Origin of the sequence: Curtobacterium sp. MCJR17_020, assembly GCF_003234365.2 — a bacterium.
Lineage (GTDB): Bacteria > Actinomycetota > Actinomycetes > Actinomycetales > Microbacteriaceae > Curtobacterium.
This window is the reverse complement of record NZ_CP126260.1, coordinates 2,190,684-2,214,297: the sequence shown is the minus strand read 5'-3', so window position 1 is coordinate 2,214,297 and position 23,614 is coordinate 2,190,684. Positions and strand designations below refer to the sequence as shown.

At 72.2% G+C, this 23,614-nt stretch carries 24 protein-coding genes; 22 read left to right on the top strand and 2 right to left on the bottom strand.

Features of this window, described 5'->3' with window-relative positions:
- Window positions 1-10: 10 nt before the first annotated feature.
- Genes pyrR through DEJ14_RS10395 form a run of 11 tightly spaced genes read left to right on the top strand, consistent with a single transcriptional unit; the run spans window position 11 to window position 13,333 of the window.
- Window positions 11-610: a bifunctional pyr operon transcriptional regulator/uracil phosphoribosyltransferase PyrR gene (gene pyrR, locus DEJ14_RS10445; RefSeq protein ID WP_111083911.1), complete on the top strand. Its 600-nt coding sequence runs from the start codon at window positions 11-13 to the stop codon at window positions 608-610.
- The gene (locus tag DEJ14_RS10440) at window positions 610-1,569 is read left to right on the top strand and encodes an aspartate carbamoyltransferase catalytic subunit (RefSeq protein WP_111083912.1); all 960 of its coding nucleotides are present in this window, start codon (window positions 610-612) and stop codon (window positions 1,567-1,569) included. Before pyrR ends, DEJ14_RS10440 begins: the two co-directional genes overlap by 1 nt.
- Entirely contained in the window at window positions 1,566-2,924 is a 1,359-nt protein-coding gene (locus DEJ14_RS10435; protein WP_111083913.1) for a dihydroorotase, read from the top strand. The genes DEJ14_RS10440 and DEJ14_RS10435 overlap by 4 nt, the downstream gene beginning before the upstream one ends.
- On the top strand, window positions 2,921-3,484 hold the full coding sequence (locus tag DEJ14_RS10430) for a PH-like domain-containing protein (protein WP_111083914.1): 564 nt from the start codon (window positions 2,921-2,923) through the stop codon (window positions 3,482-3,484). The genes DEJ14_RS10435 and DEJ14_RS10430 overlap by 4 nt, the downstream gene beginning before the upstream one ends.
- Window positions 3,481-4,680, top strand: a complete 1,200-nt coding sequence (gene carA, locus DEJ14_RS10425) for a glutamine-hydrolyzing carbamoyl-phosphate synthase small subunit (RefSeq protein WP_111083915.1) — start codon at window positions 3,481-3,483, stop codon at window positions 4,678-4,680. The genes DEJ14_RS10430 and carA overlap by 4 nt, the downstream gene beginning before the upstream one ends.
- The gene (gene carB, locus DEJ14_RS10420; RefSeq protein WP_111083916.1) at window positions 4,680-7,973 is read left to right on the top strand and encodes a carbamoyl-phosphate synthase large subunit; all 3,294 of its coding nucleotides are present in this window, start codon (window positions 4,680-4,682) and stop codon (window positions 7,971-7,973) included. The genes carA and carB overlap by 1 nt, the downstream gene beginning before the upstream one ends.
- On the top strand, window positions 7,970-8,854 hold the full coding sequence (pyrF, locus tag DEJ14_RS10415; RefSeq protein ID WP_258373159.1) for an orotidine-5'-phosphate decarboxylase: 885 nt from the start codon (window positions 7,970-7,972) through the stop codon (window positions 8,852-8,854). The genes carB and pyrF overlap by 4 nt, the downstream gene beginning before the upstream one ends.
- Window positions 8,851-9,798 carry a guanylate kinase gene (gmk, locus tag DEJ14_RS10410; protein ID WP_258373160.1) on the top strand — a complete coding sequence of 316 codons (948 nt, stop codon included), beginning with the start codon at window positions 8,851-8,853 and terminating at the stop codon, window positions 9,796-9,798. Before pyrF ends, gmk begins: the two co-directional genes overlap by 4 nt.
- 27 nt (window positions 9,799-9,825) lie before the next feature.
- Entirely contained in the window at window positions 9,826-10,089 is a 264-nt protein-coding gene (gene rpoZ / locus DEJ14_RS10405) for a DNA-directed RNA polymerase subunit omega (RefSeq protein ID WP_111083918.1), read from the top strand.
- A gap of 5 nt (window positions 10,090-10,094) precedes the next feature.
- Window positions 10,095-11,306: a methionine adenosyltransferase gene (gene metK, locus DEJ14_RS10400; protein ID WP_111083919.1), complete on the top strand. Its 1,212-nt coding sequence runs from the start codon at window positions 10,095-10,097 to the stop codon at window positions 11,304-11,306.
- An 8-nt stretch (window positions 11,307-11,314) separates the two neighbouring features.
- Complete coding sequence (locus DEJ14_RS10395) at window positions 11,315-13,333, top strand: primosomal protein N' family DNA-binding protein (RefSeq protein ID WP_111083920.1); 2,019 nt, start codon at window positions 11,315-11,317, stop codon at window positions 13,331-13,333.
- 211 nt (window positions 13,334-13,544) lie between these two features.
- Here the strand turns inward: DEJ14_RS10395 and DEJ14_RS10390 are convergent, their stop codons facing one another.
- Window positions 13,545-14,000, bottom strand: coding sequence for a DUF4383 domain-containing protein (locus DEJ14_RS10390; protein WP_111083921.1), 456 nt, complete (start codon window positions 13,998-14,000; stop codon window positions 13,545-13,547).
- A 96-nt stretch (window positions 14,001-14,096) separates the two neighbouring features.
- Here DEJ14_RS10390 and DEJ14_RS10385 point away from each other — a divergent pair, with 96 nt between their 5' ends.
- Both DEJ14_RS10385 and DEJ14_RS10380 read left to right on the top strand, forming a co-directional pair.
- Complete coding sequence (locus DEJ14_RS10385; protein WP_111083922.1) at window positions 14,097-15,032, top strand: methionyl-tRNA formyltransferase; 936 nt, start codon at window positions 14,097-14,099, stop codon at window positions 15,030-15,032.
- On the top strand, window positions 15,029-16,615 hold the full coding sequence (locus DEJ14_RS10380) for an RsmB/NOP family class I SAM-dependent RNA methyltransferase (RefSeq protein ID WP_258373161.1): 1,587 nt from the start codon (window positions 15,029-15,031) through the stop codon (window positions 16,613-16,615). Before DEJ14_RS10385 ends, DEJ14_RS10380 begins: the two co-directional genes overlap by 4 nt.
- 16 nt (window positions 16,616-16,631) lie before the next feature.
- On the opposite strand, the gene DEJ14_RS10375 is transcribed toward DEJ14_RS10380, so the two are convergent.
- Window positions 16,632-17,285 carry an NAD(P)-dependent oxidoreductase gene (locus DEJ14_RS10375; protein ID WP_111083923.1) on the bottom strand — a complete coding sequence of 218 codons (654 nt, stop codon included), beginning with the start codon at window positions 17,283-17,285 and terminating at the stop codon, window positions 16,632-16,634.
- A gap of 62 nt (window positions 17,286-17,347) precedes the next feature.
- Here DEJ14_RS10375 and DEJ14_RS10370 point away from each other — a divergent pair, with 62 nt between their 5' ends.
- The 9 genes from DEJ14_RS10370 (at window position 17,348) to DEJ14_RS10330 (ending at window position 23,600) form a co-directional block, all read left to right on the top strand.
- Entirely contained in the window at window positions 17,348-17,950 is a 603-nt protein-coding gene (locus tag DEJ14_RS10370) for a TetR/AcrR family transcriptional regulator (RefSeq protein ID WP_111083924.1), read from the top strand.
- A 47-nt stretch (window positions 17,951-17,997) separates the two neighbouring features.
- Window positions 17,998-18,657 (top strand): ribulose-phosphate 3-epimerase, encoded by a 660-nt coding sequence (rpe, locus tag DEJ14_RS10365; protein WP_111083925.1) that lies wholly within the window; start codon window positions 17,998-18,000, stop codon window positions 18,655-18,657.
- Between the two features lie 59 nt (window positions 18,658-18,716).
- Entirely contained in the window at window positions 18,717-18,980 is a 264-nt protein-coding gene (locus DEJ14_RS10360) for a phosphoribosyl-ATP diphosphatase (RefSeq protein ID WP_111084162.1), read from the top strand.
- A 69-nt stretch (window positions 18,981-19,049) separates the two neighbouring features.
- On the top strand, window positions 19,050-19,889 hold the full coding sequence (gene hisG, locus DEJ14_RS10355; protein WP_111083926.1) for an ATP phosphoribosyltransferase: 840 nt from the start codon (window positions 19,050-19,052) through the stop codon (window positions 19,887-19,889).
- Complete coding sequence (gene hisF, locus DEJ14_RS10350; RefSeq protein ID WP_111083927.1) at window positions 19,886-20,671, top strand: imidazole glycerol phosphate synthase subunit HisF; 786 nt, start codon at window positions 19,886-19,888, stop codon at window positions 20,669-20,671. Before hisG ends, hisF begins: the two co-directional genes overlap by 4 nt.
- A 43-nt stretch (window positions 20,672-20,714) precedes the next feature.
- The gene (gene hisI / locus DEJ14_RS10345; RefSeq protein ID WP_111083928.1) at window positions 20,715-21,161 is read left to right on the top strand and encodes a phosphoribosyl-AMP cyclohydrolase; all 447 of its coding nucleotides are present in this window, start codon (window positions 20,715-20,717) and stop codon (window positions 21,159-21,161) included.
- Window positions 21,158-22,702 carry an anthranilate synthase component I gene (locus tag DEJ14_RS10340; RefSeq protein WP_111083929.1) on the top strand — a complete coding sequence of 515 codons (1,545 nt, stop codon included), beginning with the start codon at window positions 21,158-21,160 and terminating at the stop codon, window positions 22,700-22,702. Before hisI ends, DEJ14_RS10340 begins: the two co-directional genes overlap by 4 nt.
- The gene (locus DEJ14_RS10335) at window positions 22,699-23,364 is read left to right on the top strand and encodes a Trp biosynthesis-associated membrane protein (RefSeq protein ID WP_146249673.1); all 666 of its coding nucleotides are present in this window, start codon (window positions 22,699-22,701) and stop codon (window positions 23,362-23,364) included. The genes DEJ14_RS10340 and DEJ14_RS10335 overlap by 4 nt, the downstream gene beginning before the upstream one ends.
- Window positions 23,361-23,600, top strand: a complete 240-nt coding sequence (locus DEJ14_RS10330) for an HGxxPAAW family protein (protein ID WP_159571188.1) — start codon at window positions 23,361-23,363, stop codon at window positions 23,598-23,600. Before DEJ14_RS10335 ends, DEJ14_RS10330 begins: the two co-directional genes overlap by 4 nt.
- Window positions 23,601-23,614: the final 14 nt, after the last annotated feature.

Genomic DNA, 23,614 nt, shown 5'->3' with positions numbered 1-23,614 from the left:
GCATCCTTTAATGCCGTCCAGTGAGGCGGGGAAGGGGGTCGACGTGGGTACCAGAACGGTCCTGCAGCAACCCGACATCACGCGCGCTCTGACGCGCATCGCACACGAGATCCTCGAGGCCAACCACGGCGGCTCGGACCTCGTCCTCCTGGGCATCCCGACCCGGGGCGCCGTGCTCGCCGAACGGCTGGGCCGCGTCCTCGCGGACATCGAGCCCGAGTGGCAGTCCGCGCGGGCGGGCATCGGATCCGAACGGGTCGGCACGCTCGACGTGACCATGCACCGGGACGACCTCGGGCACGGCATCGGCCGTGCCCCGCACCGCACGGTCATCCCCGCCGGTGGCATCGACGGCAAGGTCGTCGTGCTCGTCGACGACGTCCTGTACTCGGGCCGCACGGTCCGGGCAGCGCTCGACGCCCTGCAGGGGATCGGCCGGCCGCGCGCCGTGCGGCTCGCCGTGCTCGTCGACCGCGGCCACCGCGAACTGCCGATCCGCGCGGACCACGTCGGCAAGAACCTGCCGACCGCCTCGGACGAGCGGGTCACCCTGCACCTGTCCGAGACTGACGGCGACGACACCGTGTTCATCGAGCAGGGGGTGGCGTGATGCGGCACCTGCTCTCCACCGCCGACCTGTCGCGCGACCAGGCCGTGCACATCCTCGACGTCGCCGAGGAGATGGCCGAGGTCAACACGCGCGAGGTCCGGAAGCTCCCGGCCCTGCGCGGCAAGACCGTCGTGAACCTGTTCTTCGAGGACTCGACGCGCACGCGCATCTCGTTCGAGGCCGCGGCGAAGCGCCTGTCGGCCGACGTCATCAACTTCGCGGCCAAGGGCTCGAGCGTCTCCAAGGGTGAGTCCCTCAAGGACACCGTGCAGACCCTCGGCGCGATGGGCATCGACGGCATCGTCATGCGGCACGGCGCGTCCGGTGCGCCGCGCGTGCTGGCCGACGCCGACTGGATCGACGTCCCCGTGGTGAACGCCGGCGACGGCACGCACGAGCACCCGACGCAGGCGCTGCTCGACGCCTTCACCATGCGCCGTCGCCTGCACGGTGCCGGGTCGCGTGGACAGGGCCTCGACGGCGTCCGGGTCCTCATCGTCGGCGACGTGCTGCACAGCCGCGTCGCCCGGTCGAACGCGTGGCTGCTCCGGACCCTCGGCGCGAGCGTGACCTTCGCCGCACCGCCGACGCTCCTGCCCGCGACGACGACGCCGTTCGGAGCCGCCGTGCACCACGACCTCGACGCCGCCCTGGCCGAGGACCCCGACGTCGTCATGACGCTCCGGATCCAGCAGGAGCGGATGGACGACGCGTTCTTCCCGAACCCGCGCGAGTACACGCGGCACTGGGGCCTGACGGCTGCGCGGTTCGCGCGGCTGTCCGAGCGCACGCTGATCATGCACCCCGGTCCGATGAACCGCGGGTTGGAGATCGCCGGCGTCGCAGCCGACGACCCCCGTTCCACCGTGGTCGAGCAGGTCGAGAACGGCGTCTCGGTCCGCATGGCGGTCCTCTACCTGGCCCTGACCGGCACCGAACCGAAGGAGTCCGCAGCATGACCGCTCACCTGATCCGCGGCGCGCAGCTGGTCGACGGCTCGCGCGCCGACATCCGACTGCAGGACGGCCGCATCACGGCGATCGGGTCCGGTGTGGACGCGGGCGGCGCCACGGTCGTCGACGCCGACGGGCTCATCGCCCTGCCCGGCCTCGTCGACCTGCACACCCACCTGCGCGAGCCCGGGCACGAAGAATCCGAGACGGTCCTCACCGGCTCGCGCGCCGCGGCGGCCGGAGGCTTCACCGCCGTCAACGCGATGGCGAACTCGAGCCCGGTCGCCGACACCGCCGGGGTCGTCGAGCAGGTGCAGGCACTCGGCGACGACGCCGGCTACGTCACGGTCCGCCCGATCGGCGCGGTGTCGCAAGGGCTGCAGGGCACGCACCTGTCGGAGATCGGCGCCATGGCGACGAGCCGGGCGAAGGTCCGGGTCTTCTCGGACGACGGCTCCTGCGTCGCCGACCCGCTGCTCATGCGCCGCGCGCTCGAGTACATCAAGGGCTTCGGCGGCGTGCTCGCGCAGCACGCGCAGGAACCCCGACTCACCATCGGCGCGCAGATGAACGAGGGCCGCCTGTCCTCGGAGCTCGGGCTGGCGGGCTGGCCGGCCGTGGCGGAAGAGGCGATCATCGCCCGCGACGTCCTGCTCGCCGACCACGTGGGTGCGCGGCTGCACGTCTGCCACGTGTCGACCGCCGGCAGCGTCGAGGTGATCCGCTGGGCCAAGTCCCGCGGCATCGACGTCACGGCCGAGGTCACCCCGCACCACCTCGTGCTCACCGAGGACCTCATCGCCGGGCACGACGGCGCCCCCGGGTACGACGCCCGCTACAAGGTGAACCCGCCGCTCCGGGCCCGCGAGGACGTCGACGCCCTGCGCGCAGCCCTCGCCGACGGCACCATCGACATCGTCGCGACCGACCACGCACCGCACACCGCCGAGGCGAAGTGCTGCGAGTGGCCCGCGGCGGCGAACGGAATGGTCGGCCTCGAGTCGGCGCTCAGCGTCGTGCAGTCCGCCGTCGTCGCGTCGGGGCAGCTCGACTGGGCCGACGTCGCCCGGGTCCTGTCCGAGGCGCCGGCACGCATCGGTCAGGTCGAGGGCCACGGTCAGCGCATCGCCGAGGGCGCACCCGCCGAGATCACGCTCTACGACCCGACGGCCAGCCGCGAGTTCGCGGTCGCCGACCTCGCCGGACAGTCGCAGAACTCGCCGTACCTCGGCATGACCCTGCCCGGCCGGGTCGTCGCCACGTTCCACCTGGGCGCGCCGACGGTGCTCGACGGCCGCCTCGTCGACGCCGACACCGTCGCCGCGCACGCCGCGGCACTCCGGACGGGAGCGCGCGCATGAGCGGCGACGCCGCACGCTGGCTGCTCGGCGGGGTGATCCTGCTCGCGGTGGCCGCGCTGTTCGTCGCCATGGCGCGCACCTGGCGGACGCGGACCAGGAAGCAGGCGGAATCCGTGCCTCCCGTCCCCGTCCCGACCACGGTCGGACCGGCAGTCGGGTCCTGGGACGGCTTCTCCGTCGCGACGACCCGCGCCGACCAGCCGCTGGAACGCATCACCGCCGGCGGACTCGGGTTCCGGGGCCGCGGTGGCGTGACCGTCCACGAGACCGGTGTGGTCCTGCGACTCGCCGGGGCGGACGACCGGTGGATCGCACGTGCTGCGGTCCGCGGTACCGACCGCTCGACGTGGGCGATCGACCGGGTGGTCGAGCCCGGGGGACTGGTCCGTCTGCGATGGACGGCGACCGGCGCCGCAGGTGCGACGGACCTCGACACGTACTTCCGGTTCCCGGAGGGCGACGCAGCCGCGCTGCTCGCCCTGCAGGGACTGACCGAGACCGGGCCGCAGGCGACTGCGGCCGATGCCCCGCGAACCGCGGGCGAAGGGAAGAAAGCATGACACGCGAACGGGCCGTCCTGGTCCTCGAAGACGGCACCCGGTACGACGGCTGGGCCTACGGCGCCCGCGGGCGCACGCTCGGCGAGGTGGTCTTCGCGACCGGCATGACCGGCTACCAGGAGACGCTGACCGATCCGTCCTACGCCGGCCAGATCGTGGTGCAGACCGCACCGCACATCGGCAACACCGGCGTGAACGACGAGGACCCCGAGTCCCGTCGCATCTGGGTCGCCGGGTACGTGGTGCGCGACCCCAGCCGCGTGGTCTCGAACCACCGCGCGAACGCGTCGCTCGACGACCACCTGGTGCGCGACGGCATCGTCGGGATCTCCGGCATCGACACCCGGTCCCTCACGCGCCGGATCCGCGACGCCGGCGCCATGAAGGGCGGCGTGTTCAGCGGTGCCGACGCGACGCTGTCGGAGTCGGAGCAGCTGGACGCCGTCCGGTCGCAGGCCACGATGGCCGGCGCGAGCTTCTCGGCGATCGTGTCCACCCCGGAGACCTACGTGGTGCCGGCCGAGGGCGAGCAGATCGGCCGGCTGGCCGTGCTCGACCTGGGCGTGAAGGCGTCGACGACCCGCTACCTCGCCCAGCGCGGGTTCGAGGTGCACGTCGTGCCGCAGGACATCTCCGCTGCGGCGCTCGAGGAGCTCGCACCGGACGCCCTGTTCTACTCGAACGGCCCCGGGGACCCCGCTGCGTCGGACGCCCAGGTCGAACTGCTGCAGGGCAGCCTGCGGACCGGACGTCCGTTCTTCGGCATCTGCTTCGGCAACCAGCTGCTCGGCCGCGCGCTGGGCTTCGGCACCTACAAGCTGCCCTTCGGCCACCGCGGCATCAACCAGCCGGTCCTCGACACCACCACGGGCAAGGTCGAGATCACGAGCCAGAACCACGGCTTCGCGGTCGACGCCCCCCTCGGACAGGTCCTCGAGTCGCCGGCCGGGTTCGGCCGCGTCGAGGTCTCGCACTACTCGCTGAACGACGACGTGGTCGAGGGCCTGCGGGCGCTCGACGTGCCCGCGTTCAGCGTGCAGTACCACCCCGAGGCCGCCGCTGGTCCGCACGACAGCATGTACCTCTTCGACCGGTTCGCGGACCTGGTGCGCGCGCGACGTGACGGGGAGCCGCTCGACGCGGCCACCGCCGACGCGACCACTCCCGCAGCAGACATCACCAAGGAAGCGAACTGATGCCCAAGCGCGCAGACATCAACTCCGTCCTCGTCATCGGTTCCGGCCCGATCGTCATCGGTCAGGCCGCCGAGTTCGACTACTCCGGTACCCAGGCGTGCCGCGTCCTCCGTGCTGAGGGCGTCCGGGTCATCCTCGTCAACCCGAACCCCGCGACGATCATGACCGACCCCGACTTCGCCGACGCGACCTACATCGAGCCGATCACGAACGCGTGCCTCGAGGAGATCATCCGCATCGAGAAGCCGGACGCCGTCCTGCCGACGCTGGGCGGCCAGACCGCCCTGAACGCGGCGATCGCGCTCGACGAGGCCGGCATCCTCGAGAAGCACGGTGTCGAGCTCATCGGCGCCAAGGTGGACGCCATCCAGCGCGGCGAAGACCGCCAGCTCTTCAAGGAGCTCGTGCTCGAGTCCGGCGCCGACGTGGCCCGGAGCCACATCGCCCACACGCTGGAAGAGGCGAAGGAGTTCGCGAAGGACCTCGGCTACCCGCTCGTCGTCCGCCCGTCCTTCACCATGGGCGGTCTCGGTTCGGGCTTCGCGTACGACGAAGCCGAACTCGTCCGCTTCGTCGGCGACGGGCTGCAGTCCAGCCCGACGACCGAGGTGCTGCTCGAGGAGTCCATCCTCGGCTGGAAGGAGTACGAGCTCGAGCTGATGCGCGACAACTACGACAACACCGTCGTCATCTGCTCCATCGAGAACGTCGACCCGGTCGGCGTGCACACCGGCGACTCGATCACCGTCGCCCCGGCGCTCACGCTCACCGACCGCGAGTACCAGAACATGCGCAACATCGGCATCGACATCATCCGTCGCGTCGGTGTCGACACCGGTGGCTGCAACATCCAGTTCGCCGTCGACCCGTCGAACGGGCGCCTGATCGTCATCGAGATGAACCCGCGCGTCTCCCGCTCGTCGGCCCTGGCGTCGAAGGCCACCGGCTTCCCGATCGCGAAGATCGCCGCGAAGCTCGCCATCGGGTACCGCCTGGACGAGATCCAGAACGACATCACGAAGGTCACCCCGGCCAGCTTCGAGCCGACGCTGGACTACGTGGTCGTGAAGACCCCGCGCTTCGCGTTCGAGAAGTTCCCCGCGGCGGACGCCACGCTCACCACGACGATGAAGAGCGTCGGCGAGGCGATGGCCATCGGCCGCAACTACGCGACGGCGCTGCAGAAGTCGCTGCGCTCGCTCGAGAAGCGCGGCTCGAGCTTCCACTGGGACACCCCGGCGGCGGAGCTCGACAAGGACGCCCTGCTCGCGAAGTCGTCCGTCCCCACCGACGGCCGCATCGTCACGGTGCAGCAGGCGCTGGTCGCCGGCGCCACCGCCGACGAGGTCTTCGAAGCCACGAAGATCGACCCCTGGTTCATCGACCAGATCGTGCTCATCAACGAGGTCGCAGCCGAGGTCGCGGCCGCCGACGAGCTCGACGCGGACACCATCCGCTGGGCCAAGGAGCACGGCTTCAGCGACACCCAGATCGCGGCGCTGCGCAGCACCCCGGAGCACCCGGTGAGCGAGCAGCAGGTCCGCGACGACCGGCACGCCCTCGGCATCCGCCCCGTCTTCAAGACCGTCGACACGTGCGCCGGCGAGTTCCCGGCCCTGACGCCGTACCACTACTCGTCGTACGACGCCGAGACCGAGGTGGTCGCGAGCAACCGCAAGAAGGTCGTCATCCTGGGCTCCGGCCCGAACCGCATCGGCCAGGGCGTCGAGTTCGACTACTCCTGCGTGCACGCGTCCTTCGCGCTGAGCGACGCCGGGTTCGAGACGATCATGATCAACTGCAACCCCGAGACGGTCTCCACCGACTACGACACCTCGGACCGCCTGTACTTCGAGCCGCTCACGGCCGAGGACGTCCTCGAGGTCATCGAGGCCGAGGCAGCGTCGGGCGAGCTCGTCGGCGTCGTCGTGCAGCTCGGCGGGCAGACCGCCCTGGGCCTGGCGAAGCCGCTCGAGGCGGCGGGGATCCCGATCCTCGGCACGAGCCCGACGGCGATCGACTCCGCCGAGGAGCGCGGCCAGTTCTCCGCCATCCTCGACGCCGCGGGGCTGCTCGCGCCGCGCAACGGCACCGCCCACGACCTGGCGAGCGCGACCGCCGTGGCCGAGGAGATCGGCTACCCGGTGCTCGTCCGCCCGTCCTTCGTGCTCGGCGGCCGCGGCATGGAGATCCTGTACGACTCCCCGTCGCTCGCCGACTACTTCGACCGGATGGCCGACCAGGCGATCATCGGCCCGGAGCTCCCGCTGCTCGTCGACCGCTTCCTGGACGACGCGGTGGAAATCGACGTCGACGCGCTCTTCGACGGTGAGCGGCTCTACATCGGCGGCATCATGGAGCACCTGGAAGAGGCCGGCATCCACTCCGGCGACTCCGCCTGCACCCTGCCCCCGGTCGGCCTCGGCCGCGCCGAGATCCAGGGCGTCGTCGACGCGACCGAGAAGATCGCCCGCGGCATCGGCGTGCAGGGCCTGCTCAACGTCCAGTTCGCCATCGGCGCCGGCGTGCTCTACGTCCTCGAGGCGAACCCGCGCGCCAGCCGCACGGTCCCGTTCGTCTCGAAGGCGCTCGGCATCCCGCTCGCCAAGGCCGCGTCCCGCATCATGACCGGCACGAGCGTCGACGAGCTCGTCGCCGAGGGCATGCTGCCGGCCCGCGACGGGGCGTTCGTCCCGATGGAGGCCCCGGTCGCCGTCAAGGAGGCCGTGCTGCCCTTCCGCCGCTTCCGCACCCGCGAGGGCCAGGTCGTCGACTCGGTGCTCAGCCCCGAGATGCGCTCCACCGGCGAGGTCATGGGCATCGACCGCGACTTCCCGCGGGCGTTCCTCAAGTCGCAGGACGCGGCGTACGGCGGCCTGCCGACCAGCGGCACGGTCTTCGTGAGCGTCGCGGACACCGACAAGCGCGCCATCGTGCTGCCGGTGCACCGCCTGCAGCAGCTCGGCTTCACGATCATCGCGACCGAGGGCACGGCGGAGATCCTCCGCCGCAACGGCATCGAGGTCGGCATCGTCGGCAAGTACAGCCAGGGCGGCGAGAGCGTCGTCGACCTGCTGACGCGCAACGAGGTCGACATCGTCATCAACACGCCGTCGGGTGCCGCCGGTCGTGCGGACGGGTACGAGATCCGTGCGGCCACGGTCGCTGCAGACAAGCCGCTGTTCACGACGATCGCGCAGATCGGTGCGGCGGTCGCGGCGATCGAGACGATCGGCACGCCGCTCAACGTCCGGAGCCTGCAGGACTACGCGCGGGAGCGCGCCACCTGGTGAGCGAGGGGCGTACGGGAGGCCCTGCCTCCTTCGGCGATCGGCTCGCGTCCGCGATGCGCGAGCGTTCACCGCTCTGCGTCGGCATCGACCCCCACGCCACCACCCTGGCGGCGTGGGGGCTCGGCCGCGACGAGCAGGGCCTGACCGCCTTCGGCGCGGCCCTGGTCGACGCGGCCGCCGGCCGCGCGGCGATCGTGAAGCCGCAGATCGCCTTCTTCGAGGCGGCGGGGGTGGCGGGCTACCGCGCGCTCGACGCGACGATCCGTCGGGCACGTGATGCGGGCCTCCTGGTCGTCGCCGACGTGAAGCGGGGCGACATCGGGTCGACCGGTGACGACTACGCGCTCGCGTGGCTCGACCGTGACGGGCCGTTCGCGGCCGACGCCATGACGGTGTCGCCGTACCTGGGCTACGGCTCGCTCAGCGGGACGGTCGACGTCGCTCGGCGGAACGGTGCCGGGGTCTTCGTGCTCGCCGCGACGAGCAACCCGGAGGCACGGGTGCTGCAGACCGCGGTCCTGGCGGAGGGCCCGCGTGCCGGGCGGTCCGTCGCGGCCGGTATCGTCTTGGACGTGGCAGACGACAACCGGGCCGCGGGCGACCAGGCCCTCGGCGACGTCGGGCTCGTGCTCGGCGCGACCCTTCACCTCGACGACTTCGGCATCGACGCGGACACGATCGGCACCGCGCCGGTGCTCGCCCCGGGCTTCGGTGCCCAGGGCGCCCGGATCGAGGACCTCCGCGCGCTGTACGGTGCGCGTGCCGAACAGGTGCTCGTCAGTGAGTCCCGCGGCCTGCTGACCGACGGTCCGGACGGCGTCGCGGCGCTGGTCACCGACCGCGCCGACCGGATCCGCGCCGCCCTCGGAGCCGCAGCATGACCACCGACGGCGACCGCACCAACGGCGCAGACGGCTCCGACCTGCCGGCCCACCGCACGCCACCGGAGGTCGACCGTGTCGCGGCGGCCCAGGCGGCGGTCGCCGCGCGACGCGCCCGGGCCGCGGTCAAGTCCCAGGTCGCGTCGGGGGAGCGCTCGGCGCTCGAGGTCGCTCGCTCGGCATGGGACGACGCCCTCGTCGACACGACCTCGGCGGAGCGCTCGCTCCGGGTGCGCGACCTGCTCGTCAGCCTGTCCGGCATCGGTCCGGCACGTGCCGAGTCGATCATGGGCACGCTGCGCATCGCGCCGTCGAAGCGCCTCGGGGGCCTCGGCACCCGGCAGCGCACGGCCCTGGCCGACTGGCTCGCCGCCCGCGGTCGCAAGCGCGGTGCCTCGAAGCTCGTCGTCCTCGCCGGGCCGACGGCGGTCGGCAAGGGCACGGTGAGCGCGTACATCCGCGAGCAGTACCCGGACGTGAACCTCAGCGTCTCCGCCACCACCCGGAAGCCCCGCCCGGGCGAGGTCGACGGCGTGCACTACTACTTCGTCGACGACGCCGAGTTCGACCGGATGATCCGCGAGCGCGAACTGCTCGAGTGGGCCACGGTGCACAACTCCTACCGGTACGGCACCCCGCGGCCGCCGATCGACCGTGCGCTCGACGCCGGCGAGCGGGTCATGCTCGAGATCGACCTGCAGGGTGCTCGCCAGGTCCGTGACGCCATGCCCGAGGCCGTGCTCGTGTTCCTGCTGCCCCCGACGTGGGAAGAACTGGTGCGTCGACTCATCGGCCGCGGCACCGAGTCGCCCGAGGAACAGGCGCGTCGACTCGACACCGCGAAGGTCGAACTGGCCGCCCAGGACGAGTTCGACGTCCGCATCGTGAACTCCGATGTCGGCACCGCGGCACGACAGGTCGTAGACTTGTTCTCTGCGCCCTGACGGGTGCACCGACGACGAGGAGACTCCATGGCCAACCCCCAGGGCATCATCGACCCGCCCATCGACGACCTGCTCAGCAAGGTCGAGTCGAAGTACGCGCTCGTCATCTTCGCTTCCAAGCGCGCGCGCCAGATCAACGACTACTACGCCGACCTGCACGAGGGCTCGCTCTTCGACAACGTCGGCCCGCTCGTCGACTCGACGATCGACGACAAGCCGCTGTCCGTGGCTCTCCACGAGATCAACGAGGACAAGCTCACCGTCACCAAGCAGCAGCAGCCCTCCGTCTGATCCCGGTGACTGCAGCTGCTCTGCGCCTCTTCACGTCCGAGTCGGTGACCGAGGGGCACCCCGACAAGATCTGCGACCAGATCTCGGACAGCATCCTCGACGCACTGCTCACGGTGGACCCGCACGCTCGGGTCGCCGTCGAGACGATGGTGACGACCGGGCTCGTGCACGTCGCCGGCGAGGTCACGACCTCGGGCTACGTCGAGATCCCCAAGCTCGTCCGTGACGTCATCACGGGCATCGGCTACAACTCGTCGGACGTCTCCTTCGACGGCGCCACGTGCGGCGTCGAGGTGTCGATCGGTGCGCAGTCGCCGGACATCGCGCAGGGCGTCGACGAGTCGCTCGACTCCCGCACCGGCGCGGTCGACCCGCTCGACCGCCAGGGCGCCGGCGACCAGGGCATCATGTTCGGCTTCGCGACGAACGAGACCCCCGAGTACATGCCGGTCGCGATCTGGCTGGCGCACCGACTGGCCGAGCGTCTGGCCGCCGTGCGCAAGTCCGGCGAGCTGGCGTTCCTGCGCCCGGACGGCAAGACGCAGGTCACCGTCGGCTACGACGGCGTCGTGCCGAAGACCGTCGAGACCGTCGTCCTGTCGACGCAGCACTCGCCGAGCGTCACGCTGGAGCAGCTCACCGCCGAGATCACCGAGCACGTGATCCGTCCGGTGCTCGACCTCGTCGACCTCGACTCCTCGCACGTCGACGTCATCGTCAACCCGACGGGTCGCTTCGAGATCGGCGGCCCCCAGGGCGACGCCGGACTCACCGGCCGCAAGGTCATCGTCGACACCTACGGCGGGGCCTCCCGTCACGGCGGCGGCGCGTTCAGCGGCAAGGACCCGTCTAAGGTCGACCGCTCGGCGGCGTACGCGCTGCGCTGGGTCGCGAAGAACGCGGTCGCCGCGGGCCTCGCCGACCGGCTCGAGGTGCAGGTCGCCTACGCGATCGGCCGCGCGAAGCCCGTCGGGCTCTACGTCGAGACCTTCGGTACCGGACACGTCGACGACGCCACGATCGAAGCCGCGATCCGCCAGGTGTTCGACCTGCGTCCGGCCGCGATCATCCGCGACCTCGACCTGCTCCGTCCGATCTACGCGCAGACCGCGACGTACGGACACTTCGGCCGCGAGCTCCCCGGGTTCACCTGGGAGCAGCTCGACCGCGTCGAGGAACTCCGCGCCGCCGCAGGGCTCGTCACCGCCGCCGTCTGAGGCACCGCGTGACCACCGTCGCGCGCGTCGTCCTCGACTCGCCGCTCCCGCAGTTGGACCGTCTGTTCGACTACCGGGTGCCGGCCGAGCTCGAGGACGACTGCGTGCCGGGGGTCCGCGTGAAGGTCCCGCTCCGGACCGGGGCCCGGATGTCCGACGGCTACGTCGTCGAGATCGTCGACGAGGGCGACTACCCGGGTGAACTCAGCGCGATCGAGACCCTGGTGTCACCCGTCCCGGTCCTGGCGCCGGAGATCTGGAAGCTCGCCCGCGCCGTGGCCGACCGCGCTGCCGGTGTGGCGTCGGACGTCCTGCGCCTGGCCGTGCCGACCCGCCAGGTCCGCGCCGAGAAGGCGTGGCTCGCGCGGGACACCTCGTGGTCCCCGCCCCCGGTGTCCGCACCGCCGGTGACCGGCTACACCGCGGGCATGCTCGAAGGCGTGATCGCCGAGCACGATCGTGCTGCGGTCGCCGCCGTTCCCCACCCCGTGGCGCTGGCCGGACGTTCCGGTGCGGACAGCGACGGAGGCGACGACAGCGACGCCGACCCCGTCTGGGTCCCCGGATGGGCAGCGACGCTCGCCCAGGCGGCCGCCCACACCCTCGCGGCCGAGCAGTCCGCCGTCATCGCCGTCCCCGACTTCCGCGACGTGATCGACCTCGAGCGCGCGCTGCTCGCGGTGCTGCCACCGGAACGTGTCGTGCGCTTCGACGCCAAGCAGACGAACGGGCAGCGGGCCAAGGCACTGCTGCAGGCGCGGACGCACCCCGTCGTCGCGATCGGCAACCGCACGGCGGTGTACGCACCGGCGACCGACCTCGGGCTCATCGCGATGTGGGACGACGGCGACGCCTCGTTCATCGAGCAGCGCGCGCCGTACGTGCACACGCGTGACGTCGCCCTCGTGCGGGCTGCGCAGTCCGGCGCAGCACTGCTGTTCGTCTCGCACGCCCGCAGCACCGACGTGCAGCGGCTCGTCGAACTGCACTGGCTGCAGGACGTCACGCCGTTCCGGGTGAAGACCCCGAAGGTCATCCCGACCGTGCAGCAGACCTCGGCCGAGGGGTACGCCGCGCAGGCACGCATCCCGAGCTCCGCCTGGCGTGCGGCGCGCGAGGCCAGCCAGCACGGCCCGGTGCTCGTGCAGGTCGCGAGCCCCGGGTTCGGCACCGGACTCGTCTGCGCGGAGTGCGGTGAGCGGGCGCACTGCCGGATCTGCGGCGGTCCGCTCGGCAGTCCGCACCGCGGTGCCACGCCGCAGTGCCGGTTCTGCGGTGCCCTCGCCGTGGGGTTCCGCTGCCCGACGTGCGGCAACGGCACCGTGAAGCCCGTCGGACAGGGTGCCCAACGCACCGCCGACGAACTCGGGCGGGCGTTCCCCGGCACCCGGATCGTGGTGGCGGACGGCTCACGCCCGCTCGACGAGGTCCCTGCGAGGCCCTCCGTCGTCGTCGCAACCCGTGGCGCTGAGCCGAGCGTGCCCGGGGGCTACGCGTGCGTCCTGCTGCTCGACGGCGAGAAGATGCTGGCGCGCGAAGGACTGCGCGTGCAGGAGGACGTGCTCCGGTTCTGGACGAACGCCGCCGCGAAGGGTGCTCCCGGGGCCGAGGCGTACCTGGTCGGCATCGGCGGCAAGCTCGCGACGGCGATGGCGCTCTGGCGGCTCGACGGTCCCGCGCACGACGAACTCACCGACCGGCGCGAACTGCACTTCCCGCCGGCGGTCCGCGTGGCGACGATGACCGGCACCGACGAGGCCGTGACAGCTGCGGTCGAGGCCCTCGAGGGGGCGACCGCCGGACCGGTGCTCGGCCCGGTACCCGTCGAGGACGACGCCCTGCCGGGCACGGTCCGGGCGATCGTGCGGTTCCCGTACGCCCACGGTGCCGAGGTCGCGGCGACCCTGAAGGCCGAGGTCATCCGGCGGTCGTCGACCCGGCGAGTGCTCAAGGGCGGCAACCGGCGTCGGGCGGCACCGACGCTGCGGGTCCGGCTGGACGACGCCGAGCCCTTCAGCGAGGTCTGACCCGCACGGCCGCCGGACGAGACCTCCGCGGCGGAGCTGCACCGGGCCTCCCGGACCGCATGCGTTCGCATCTTGCGACGTTCCACGCGTCGATCACCTCGTGTTCTGTCGGCCCATGCGCACGCACCCGATGCGTGTGCACCTTCCGACGGACCACGCGTCGATCAACGAGTGGTTCGTCGGAAAACCCGCCCGCGCCAGGGGCCGCCCCTCAGGCACGCGCGGCCCGCCCACCGACGCGCGGGAACACCACGCCGAGCGCGACCATCCCGACCGCGAGCACGAGGTGCAGCCAGTTGTCCGCCCAGTTCAGCGGCACGAAGTTCGCACCGAACGAGTGCCCCGCGGTGAACAGCCCGTAGACCCAGAGCACGAAGTAGACGACCCCGCCGAGCACCAGGTACATCCGCGAGCCGGTGGCGTACCCCGCCGCGAGCACCCCGACGACCCCGAACAGCAGGTGCACGATGTTGTGCAGCACCGACACCTGGAAGACCCCGAGCAGCATCGCCATCGACCCGTGGCCGGCACCCGCGAGCGAGCCGGACGTCAGCCCGGGCACGAACCCGGCGATCCCGACGAGCAGGAACACGACGCCGACGAGCAGCGCGACCTTCTGGATGCTGGACCCTGCGAAGCGGTCGGTGGACGTGGTGACGTCGGACATGGGAACCCCTCTCGTGCTGTGCCGCAGACCGTACCCACCCGGCGCGGGCCCGGTTCGGGTCAGTCCACCGAGCGCGCGCGTGGGAGGATCGAACCCATGCGTCTCGTCGTCGCCGGCAGCCCCGCTGCGGCCGTCCCCACCCTCCGTCGCCTGGCGGCGTCCGACCACGAGATCGCCGCGGTCCTCACGCGTCCGCCGACACCGCAGGGCCGGAAGCGCATCCTGACGCCGACACCGGTCGCGCAGGTCGCCGCGGAGCTCGGGCTGCCCGTCATCGAGGCGAGCCGCGTCGACGACGAGGTGACCGCGCGCATCGCCGCGCTCGACGTCGACCTCGGTGTCATCGTCGCCTACGGCGCGTTGCTCCGCCGCCCCGCGCTCGACGCTCCGCGCCTCGGTTGGGTGAACCTGCACTTCTCCGACCTGCCGGAGTACCGCGGTGCCGCGCCGGTCCAGCGGGCCGTGATGGCAGGGGACACCCGCACCGCCGCGTCGGTCTTCCAGCTCGTCGAGGCGCTCGACGCCGGCCCGGTGTTCGCGGCGGACCCGTTCACGATCGAACCGGAGGCCACCGCCGGCGAGGTCCTCGCCGCCATGGCCGAGTCCGGCGCCGAGACCGTCGCCCGTGTGGTCGACGACATCGCCGCAGGCACGGCCATCGCGACCGAGCAGACCGGCGAGCCGACGCTCGCGCCGAAGACCACCATCGACGACGGGCGCATCGACTTCGGTGCTCCGGCGACGGTCGTGCACGCCCGTCTGCGCGGGGTCACCCCCGAGCCCGGCGCGTACGCCCACCTCGGCGAGACCCGCGTGAAGCTGCTCCGCAGCAACCGCCTGACGGGAGGCACGGCGGACCCCGCCCCGCACCTCGCGCCCGGTGCGCTGGCACTCCACGGCGGTCGGCTGCTGGTCGGGACCGGTGACACTCCGCTGGCGCTGCTCGAGGTGCAGCCGGCCGGCAAGAAGGCGATGGACGCCGCAGCCTGGGCCCGTGGCCTGGGTGAACTGGACGGGAAGGTCCTCGCATGAGCCAGCCGACGAACACCCGGGGCGCCCGCCGCGGACCCCGCCCGGCGAACGCCCGTCGTGTCGCGTTCGACGTGCTCCGTGCCGTGCAGGTCGACGACGCGTACGCGAATCTGCTGCTGCCGACACGCATCCGTCGCGCCGGCCTCACGGCCCGCGACGCCGCGTTCGCCACCGAGCTCACCTACGGCTCGATCCGGATGCTCGGTCGCTACGACGTCATCATCGCGCTGGCGTCCGGTCGTCGGCCCGAGAACATCGAGGCCGACGTCCTCGACGTGATGCGGCTCGGCGCCCACCAGCTGCTCGCCATGCGCACCCCGACGCACGCCGCGGTCGACGCCACGGTCGAGCTCGCCCGCGAGGTCGGTGCCCGCCGTGCCACCGGCTTCGTGAACGCCGTGATGCGCAAGATCGCCGCGCGCACCGACGACGAGTGGGACGCGCAGATCACCGAGGGCCGTGGCGGCGACGCCCTGCTCGCCACACGGTGGTCGCACCCGGTCTGGGTCGTCTCGGCACTGCGCGACGCCCTCGCCGCCGAACGCTCCCGCGACGAGCTCGCCGCCCTGCTCGCCGCCGACAACGCCGCGCCCCGCGTGCAGCTCGCCGCGCTGCCCGGGCTCGCCACCGACGAGGACATCGCCACCGCGACCGCGCGCACGGTGCCCGACGAAGGCGAAGGCGAAGACCACGACGCCGATGCCGCGTTCGCCGACGCGACCGGCGCGGCGGACGTGCCGGCGGCCCTGGTGCCCGCCGACGACGAACCGGAGGCCGACGGCGCGACCGGCACCGTGCCTCCCGTCCGGACCGCCGACCCCGTGCCGGCCGCCGACGCCCTGCCGGTCTCGCCCGTCGGGATCCGCGGCATCTCCGGTGACCCCGCGCGCGTGCCGGGCGTCGCTGCCGGGCGCCTGCGCGTGCAGGACGAGGGCTCGCAGCTCGCCGCCCTCGCGCTGAGCCGGTCGTCCGCGGTCCGCGCGGGCGAGCGCTGGCTCGACATGTGCGCCGGCCCCGGTGGCAAGGCCGCGCTGCTCGCCGCCGAGGCGCAGCAGGGCGGCGCGACCCTCGTCGCGAACGAGCTCGTGCCGGCACGTGCCGGACTCGTGCGGAACGCCCTCGGGGTGTTCGGCGACCACGTCCGCGTCGTCGAGGGCGACGCCCGGCGCTACGGCCGCGACGGCACCGGGATGACCTTCGACCGCATCCTGCTCGACGCGCCGTGCACCGGCCTCGGCGCCCTGCGTCGGCGTCCGGAAGCGCGATGGCGCAAGACCCCCGAGGACGTCCAGGAGCTCGCGGCCCTGCAGGCCGAGCTGCTCGACGCCGCGGTCCGGGTGCTCGCACCGGGCGGGACGCTCGCGTACGTGACGTGCTCACCGCACCTGGCCGAGACGCGCGGGCAGGTGGACGGGCTGATGGGGCGGCACGGGGGAGTCCTCGAGCAGCTCGACACCGCGACGATCGTGCGCGGCGTCGCCGCTCGTGACCCGGAGATCGCGGACGGGAACACGGCGCAGCTCTGGCCCCACCGGGTCGGCACCGACGCGATGTTCATCGCGTTGTTCCGTCGCGTCGGCTGAGCGGGTCGCCCGGCGTTCAAGCCGCGCGCCGGTAGGCGCTGCCGTCGCACGTGTGCACGGCCGTGTCGTCGAACAGCGCCCGCAGGTTGTACGCGGCGCAGTCCCGGAACGTGCCGATGCTGATCCACCGCGCCGACCGGCGGAGCTCGCCCTTCGTGGGACCGTCCGAGCCGATACCGGCCCGGTGGACGGTCCAGGCGATGTCCTGCGCTTCGGCGTCGAGGTAGCGCATGACCGCCTCGTTGTCCGCGTGCTGGCCGAGGTAGTCCCGCGCGAGCGTCGACCGGACGACACGGAGCACGGGGGCGAGCCGCTTGCCGGGCGGGGCGCTCAGCCCGCCGGCCTGGTACAGCAGGCGCCGGGTGCCGTTCCGGCGCATGGCCGGCACGAGGGCGCGGACGAACTGCGTGTTGACAGGTCGCTCGCGTTGCGCGGCGACGTCCCCGAGCATCACGACCACGCCCGTCACGCCGTCGAGCAGTGCGTCGAGGTCGAGGTCGTCGGTGACCGAGCCCTGCACGACCTGCAGGTCGTCGTGCTGGACGGCCAGCTTCGACGGCGTCCGGACGACGGCGCGGACGCGGTGACCGGCGTCGAGCGCGAGCCGGGTGAAGTGCTGGCCGGTCTGGCCGGTCGCGCCGAACACGAGGAGGGTCTGATCTGCAGGCATCTGGTCAAACTAGGCGTCGCCTAGAAAATAGTCAATGCCTAGTTCGGGTTTAGGATGTCCTCATGACCGAGCGGCCCTTCCACCACGGGAACCTGCGGGCGGTGCTGCTCGACGAGGCCGTCGCGGTGCTGCGGGAGTCCGGGGTCGACGGACTCTCGCTCCGCGACCTCGCCCGGCGTGCCGGGGTCAGTCACGGCGCCCCCCGGAGTCACTTCGTCGATCGTCAGGCACTCCTCGACGCCCTCGCCGAACTCGGCTTCGACCGCCTGACCGCTGCCGTGCGCCGGGCGTTGTCCGGTGCCGACGGGCTGGAGGACCGGTTCCGCCGGGTCGCCCTGGCGTACGTGGACTTCGCCATCGACGACGCCGCGCTGATGGACCTCATGTTCCAGGCGAAGACGACCGGCCGCCCCGGGCCGGTGCAGGCTGCCGCGGAGTCGCTGTTCGCGGTGCTCGAGGGTGCCGTGGGAACCGCGGCGGCAGGCGACGACGGTGCAGACGCCCGACTCCTCTTCAAGCTCCTGTTCGCGGCGACCATGCAGGGGATCGCCACGCTGGTCGTCTCGCGCCGGATCGACCGGGCGCAGGGCGAGCGGCTTGTCGACGCCGCGCTCGAGACGATGCTCGGCTCGGAGCTCGGCACCCGGGTCGTCGGCGCCCGCTGACGTCGCCGCGGAGCGGCCCGGCGCACACGCGCCGGTAGGCTTGCCCGGTGACGATCCGCATCTCGCCGAGCATCCTGTCCGCCGACTTCGCGAACCTCGAGCGTGAACTCCACCGCATCGAGAGCGCCGACCTGGTGCACGTCGACGTGATGGACAACCACTTCGTGCCGAACCTGACGCTCGGGCTGCCGATCGTCGAGCGCCTGCAGCAGGTCTCCCCGGTGCCGCTCGACGTCCACCTCATGATCACCGACGCCGACGTCAACGCGCCGAAGTACGCCGAGACCGGTGCGTCGAGCGTGACGTTCCACTTCGAGGCCGCGGACGACCCCGTGGCCACGGCCGCCGCGATCCGCTCGAACGGGGCCCGTGCCGCCGTCGCGGTGAAGCCCGGAACCCCGATCACGCAGGTGCTGCACCACCTCGACGCCTACGACATGATCCTGCTCATGACCGTCGAGCCCGGCTTCGGCGGGCAGTCGTTCATGCCGTCCGTGATGCCGAAGCTCGCCGACGCACGTGCGGCGGTCGACGCCTCCGGGCTCGACGTGTGGCTCGAGGTCGACGGCGGCATCTCGGTGGACACCGTGCCCGAGGCCGTCCGCAGCGGCGCCGACACGCTCGTCGCCGGGTCGGCCGTCTACGGCGGTGAGCCCGCCGCGCGGATCACGGACCTGCGCGAAGCGGCCGCGCGGGCGCGGGCATGAGCGCGACCCGTCCGGACGGTACGTCGGAAGCGTCAGCGGAGACCGGTAGCCTGGACCGCGTGAAGACGTTCGACGACCTGTTCCAGGAGCTCACCGAGAAGGCGCGCACGCGCCCCGAGGGCTCCGGCACCGTCGCCGAACTGGACGCCGGCGTGCACCAGATCGGCAAGAAGATCGTGGAAGAAGCGGCCGAGGTCTGGATGGCGGCCGAGTACGAGGGCGACGAGCGCACCTCGGAGGAGATCTCGCAGCTCGTGTACCACCTGCAGGTCCTCATGGTCGCGAAGGGGCTGTCCCCGGCGGACATCTGGCGACATCTGTAGGACGCGCTCGGGCCCGCCCGTGCACCGACCTCGATCCGCCACGACACCGACCAGAAAGCAGACCCCCTGATGCTCCGCATCGCCGTGCCCAACAAGGGCTCCCTGTCCGAGACCGCGTCCGACATGCTGCGCGAGGCCGGGTACGCCGGTCGCCGCGACCCGAAGGCGCTGCACCTGCTCGACGAGCGCAACGGCGTCGAGTTCTTCTTCCTCCGCCCGCGGGACATCGCGACCTACGTCGGCTCCGGCGCACTCGACGTCGGCATCACCGGCCGCGACCTGCTGCTCGACTCCGGTTCCGAGGCGCACGAGGTCGACGCGCTCGGCTTCGCCGACTCCACGTTCCGGTTCGCCGGCACGCCGGGCAGGTACAGCACCCTGCAGGACCTCGACGGCGTCCGCGTCGCGACGAGCTACCCGGGCCTGGTCGGCGACTTCCTCGCTCGCCACGGGGTGACGGCGACGCTCGTCAAGCTCGACGGGGCGGTCGAGAGCGCCGTGCGTCTCGGTGTCGCCGACGCCGTGGCCGACGTGGTGTCGACGGGCAGCACGCTGCGGCAGGCCGGCCTCGAGATCTTCGGTCCGGTCATCCTCGAGTCGACCGCGTTGCTGGTGTCGACCGACGAGACGATCCCGGGCATCGACGTGCTCCGCCGTCGACTGCAGGGTGTGCTCGTCGCGCGCGGCTACGTCATGCTCGACTACGACATCCCCACCGCGCTGCTCGAGCAGGCGACGGCCGTCGCGTCCGGCATCGAGTCCCCGACGGTGTCGCCGCTGCACGGCCGCGACTGGTCCGCGGTGCGCGTGATGATCCCGCGCGACGACGCGAACCTGATCATGGACGCCCTGTACGACCTCGGGGCGCGCGCCATCCTCGTCAGCCCGATCCACGCGGCGCGGCTGTGACCGCGGCAGCCACGGCGCCGGGCGGCGTGGCCGTCCGGGTCATCCCGTGCCTCGATGTCATGGGCGGCCGGGTCGTCAAGGGCGTCAACTTCCTCGACCTGCAGGACGCCGGTGACCCGGTCGAGCTCGCCGCGCGCTACTACGAGCAGGGTGCCGACGAGCTGACCTTCCTCGACGTCGGTGCCACGGTCGAGAACCGCGCCACGATGTACGACACGGTCACCCGCACCGCCGAGCAGGTCTTCATCCCGCTCACGGTGGGTGGCGGCGTGCGCTCCGTCGACGACGTGTCCCGCCTGCAGCAGTGCGGCGCGGACAAGATCGGCGTGAACAGCGCCGCGATCGCCCGACCCGACCTCGTCGGCGAGATCGCCGACCGGTTCGGCGCGCAGGCCGTCGTGTTGTCGCTCGACGTCAAGCGCTCCGACCGCACCGCGTCCGGCTTCGTGGTCACCACGCACGGTGGCCGCACCGAGACCGACATCGACGCGATCGCCTGGGCGCGCGACGCCGTCGAGCGGGGTGCGGGGGAGCTGCTCGTCAACTCCATCGACGCGGACGGCACGAAGAACGGGTTCGACCTCGAACTCGTCGCCGCGGTGCGGTCGGTCGCGCGGGTCCCGGTCATCGCTTCGGGAGGCGCGGGTCGGGTCGACCACTTCGCCCCCGCCGTCGACGCGGGTGCGGATGCCCTCCTCGCCGCGTCCGTCTTCCACCGTGGCGAGATGACGGTGGGCGACGTCAAGGCCGCGCTGCGCGCGACCGGCCACGCCGTCCGCTGAACCGCAGCCGCCCGCTGATCCGCCGCCGTAGGCTAGGAGTCTCATGACCGACAGCACCAGCACCGACACCGACGCGGTCCTCGACCGCGCACGTTTCGGTGCGGACGGGCTGCTCCCCGCCATCGTGCAAGAGGAGTCGTCGAAGGACGTCCTCATGCTCGGGTACATGGACCGGGAAGCGCTCCGCCGCACCCTCACCGAGGGGCGCGTGACCTTCTGGTCGCGGTCGCGGAACGAGTACTGGCGGAAGGGCGACACGTCGGGGCACGCGCAGTACGTGCGCGACGCGGCGTTCGACTGCGATGCCGACACCCTGCTCGTCACCGTGCAGCAGGTCGGGGCCGCGTGCCACACCGGGGCGCACCGCTGCTTCGACGTCGACCCGCTCGCGCCCACGACGGCGTCAGCCCCGACCGGCACAGCGGCGTCGGCGCCGACGGACGCGACCGCGTCTGCCCCGGCCGACACGGCAGTGGAGGCGACCCGATGACGACCGCGACGATCTCCGATGCGCCGCACACGACCTCCCGGCCGGAGTTCGACGCCCTGCTGAGCGACCACCGCGTCGTCCCGGTGGTGCGCGCGCTCTACGCCGACAGCGAGACGCCGGTGGGTGTCTACCGGAAGCTCGCCGACGGTCGGCCCGGGTCGTTCCTGCTGGAGTCCGCGGGCCAGGGCGGCCTCTGGTCGCGCTGGTCGTTCGTCGGTGTGCGCAGCTTCGGCGTCCTCACGCAGGAGGGCGACCGCGCCGCCTGGATCGACACGGGCATCGACGCCGAACGTGCGGTCGGCTCGCTCGACGGCGAACCACTCGAGGTCCTGGCACGCCTGCACGAGCGCTGGGCCACACCGCGGGTGCCCGGCTCCCCGCCGCTCGTCGGCGGGACGGTCGGGTTCATCGGGTGGGAGGCCGTGCGCCAGCTCGAACACCTGCCGAACGTGCCGCCGGCCGACTTCGACGTGCCCGGACAGGCGCTGTCCTTCGTCTCCGAGCTCGTCGCGCTCGACCACCGCACGGGGCTCGTCCTGCTCGTCGCGAGTGTGCTGAACGACGGCACCGACGACGCCGACACGCTCTGGTCCGATGCGCAGCGCCGCCTGGACCGCCTGCAGGCCGATCTCGTCCAGCCGAGCCTCGCGACCGTCGCCGAGGCGTTCGAGATCGCCGAGCCGACGCCGACGCACCGTTCGACGCCGGACGAGTACATGGCCGCGGTGGAGCGCTCGAAGGAGTTCATCCGCGACGGCGACGTGTTCCAGGTCGTGGTCTCGCAGCGCTTCGACCACGAGGTGACCGCCGACCCGCTCGACGTGTACCGGGTCCTCCGGACCCTGAACCCGAGTCCCTACATGTACTTCCTCGCCCTGGCGGACACCGCCGACGAGCGGTACTGGATCGTCGGCGCCTCGCCAGAGGCCCTGGTGAAGGTGCAGTCCGGCCGCGCCATCACGCACCCGATCGCCGGGTCCCGTCCGCGTGGTGCGACCCCGGAAGAGGACGTCCGCTTCGGTGACGACCTGCTCGACGACCCGAAGGAACGTGCCGAGCACCTGATGCTCGTCGACCTGGCCCGCAACGACCTGCAGAAGGTCTGCGAGCCCGGCACCGTCGCGGTCACCGAGTTCATGACGGTCGAGCGCTTCAGCCACATCATGCACCTGGTGTCGAGCGTCGAGGGTGCGGTGCGCCCGGGGATGTCCGCCATCGACGTGTTCCGGGCGACGTTCCCGGCGGGCACCCTGTCCGGTGCGCCGAAGCCCCGCGCGCTGGAGATCATCGACGAGCTCGAACCGGCGAAGCGCGGTGCCTACGCCGGTGTCGTCGGCTACTTCGACTTCGCCGGCGACGCGGACATCGCGATCGCGATCCGCACGGCCCTGATCAAGGACGGCGTGGCACGGGTGCAGGCCGGTGCCGGCCTGGTGGCGGACTCCGACCCCGCCACCGAGCACGAGGAGACCATCAACAAGGCTGCGGCACCCCTGCGGGCCGTCGCCACGGCCAACCGGATGCGCGAGGTGTGCTCGTGAAGCGCTCACGCCCGATCGTCGTCGTCGCCGGACTGCTCGTCGCCGGCATCATCATGCTCGCGTGGACGCAGACCTGGTTCACCGTGGACCTGCACGCCGGGGCCGCCGTCACCTCGACGGTCGACGCCGACGGGGCCGCGGTCGTGCCGCAGTACACCGCCCTGGCGATCGCGAGCCTGGCCCTGTTCCTCGCGATGACCATCGCCGGCCGGGTGCTGCGCATCGTGCTCGCGTGCGTCGAGATCCTGCTCGGACTCGGCGTCGTGGTCAGCGGCATCACCGCACTCGGCGACCCGGTCGCCGCGGCGAAGGGTGCCGTCGGCGCGGTGGCCGGGGTCAGCGACCTGACCGCCGTGCGCCGCGTCGTGTCCGGCGTCGACGTGTCGCTCTGGCCTGCCGTGGGCATCGCCGGTGGCGTCCTCGCCGTCCTGCTCGGCATCGTCGTCATCGTGGTGCAGCGTGCGTGGCCCGGTCCGAGCCGGAAGTACGGCGCGGCGACCGCCGGAGCCGCCGCCGACGCCCGCGCCGCAGCCCCGGTCGTGCGCGACGCCGTCGTGGACTGGGACGACCTCAGTGCTGGGGTCGACCCGACCGACGGCACGGTAGGATCGGATGGGCGTCGGTCGACCGACGACGCCGGAGCAGAACGAGGAGCACCGTGAGCAACACTGAGCCCGCAGAACTCGGCGAAGGCCACTCGCCGGCCGCCTGGACCGCCGTCGTGATCATGCTGATCGGATTCGCGGCAGGCACGCTGTTCTTCTGGTTCGACCAGCCGTGGGGCGTCTGGGTCTCCGCTGCCGTCGTCGTCATCGGTCTCGTCATCGGCGCGGTCATGGCGAAGGCCGGCTACGGCGTGAACGGCCCGAAGTACGTCGCCAAGCACCACGCCGAGTAGGACTCGCATGCCGA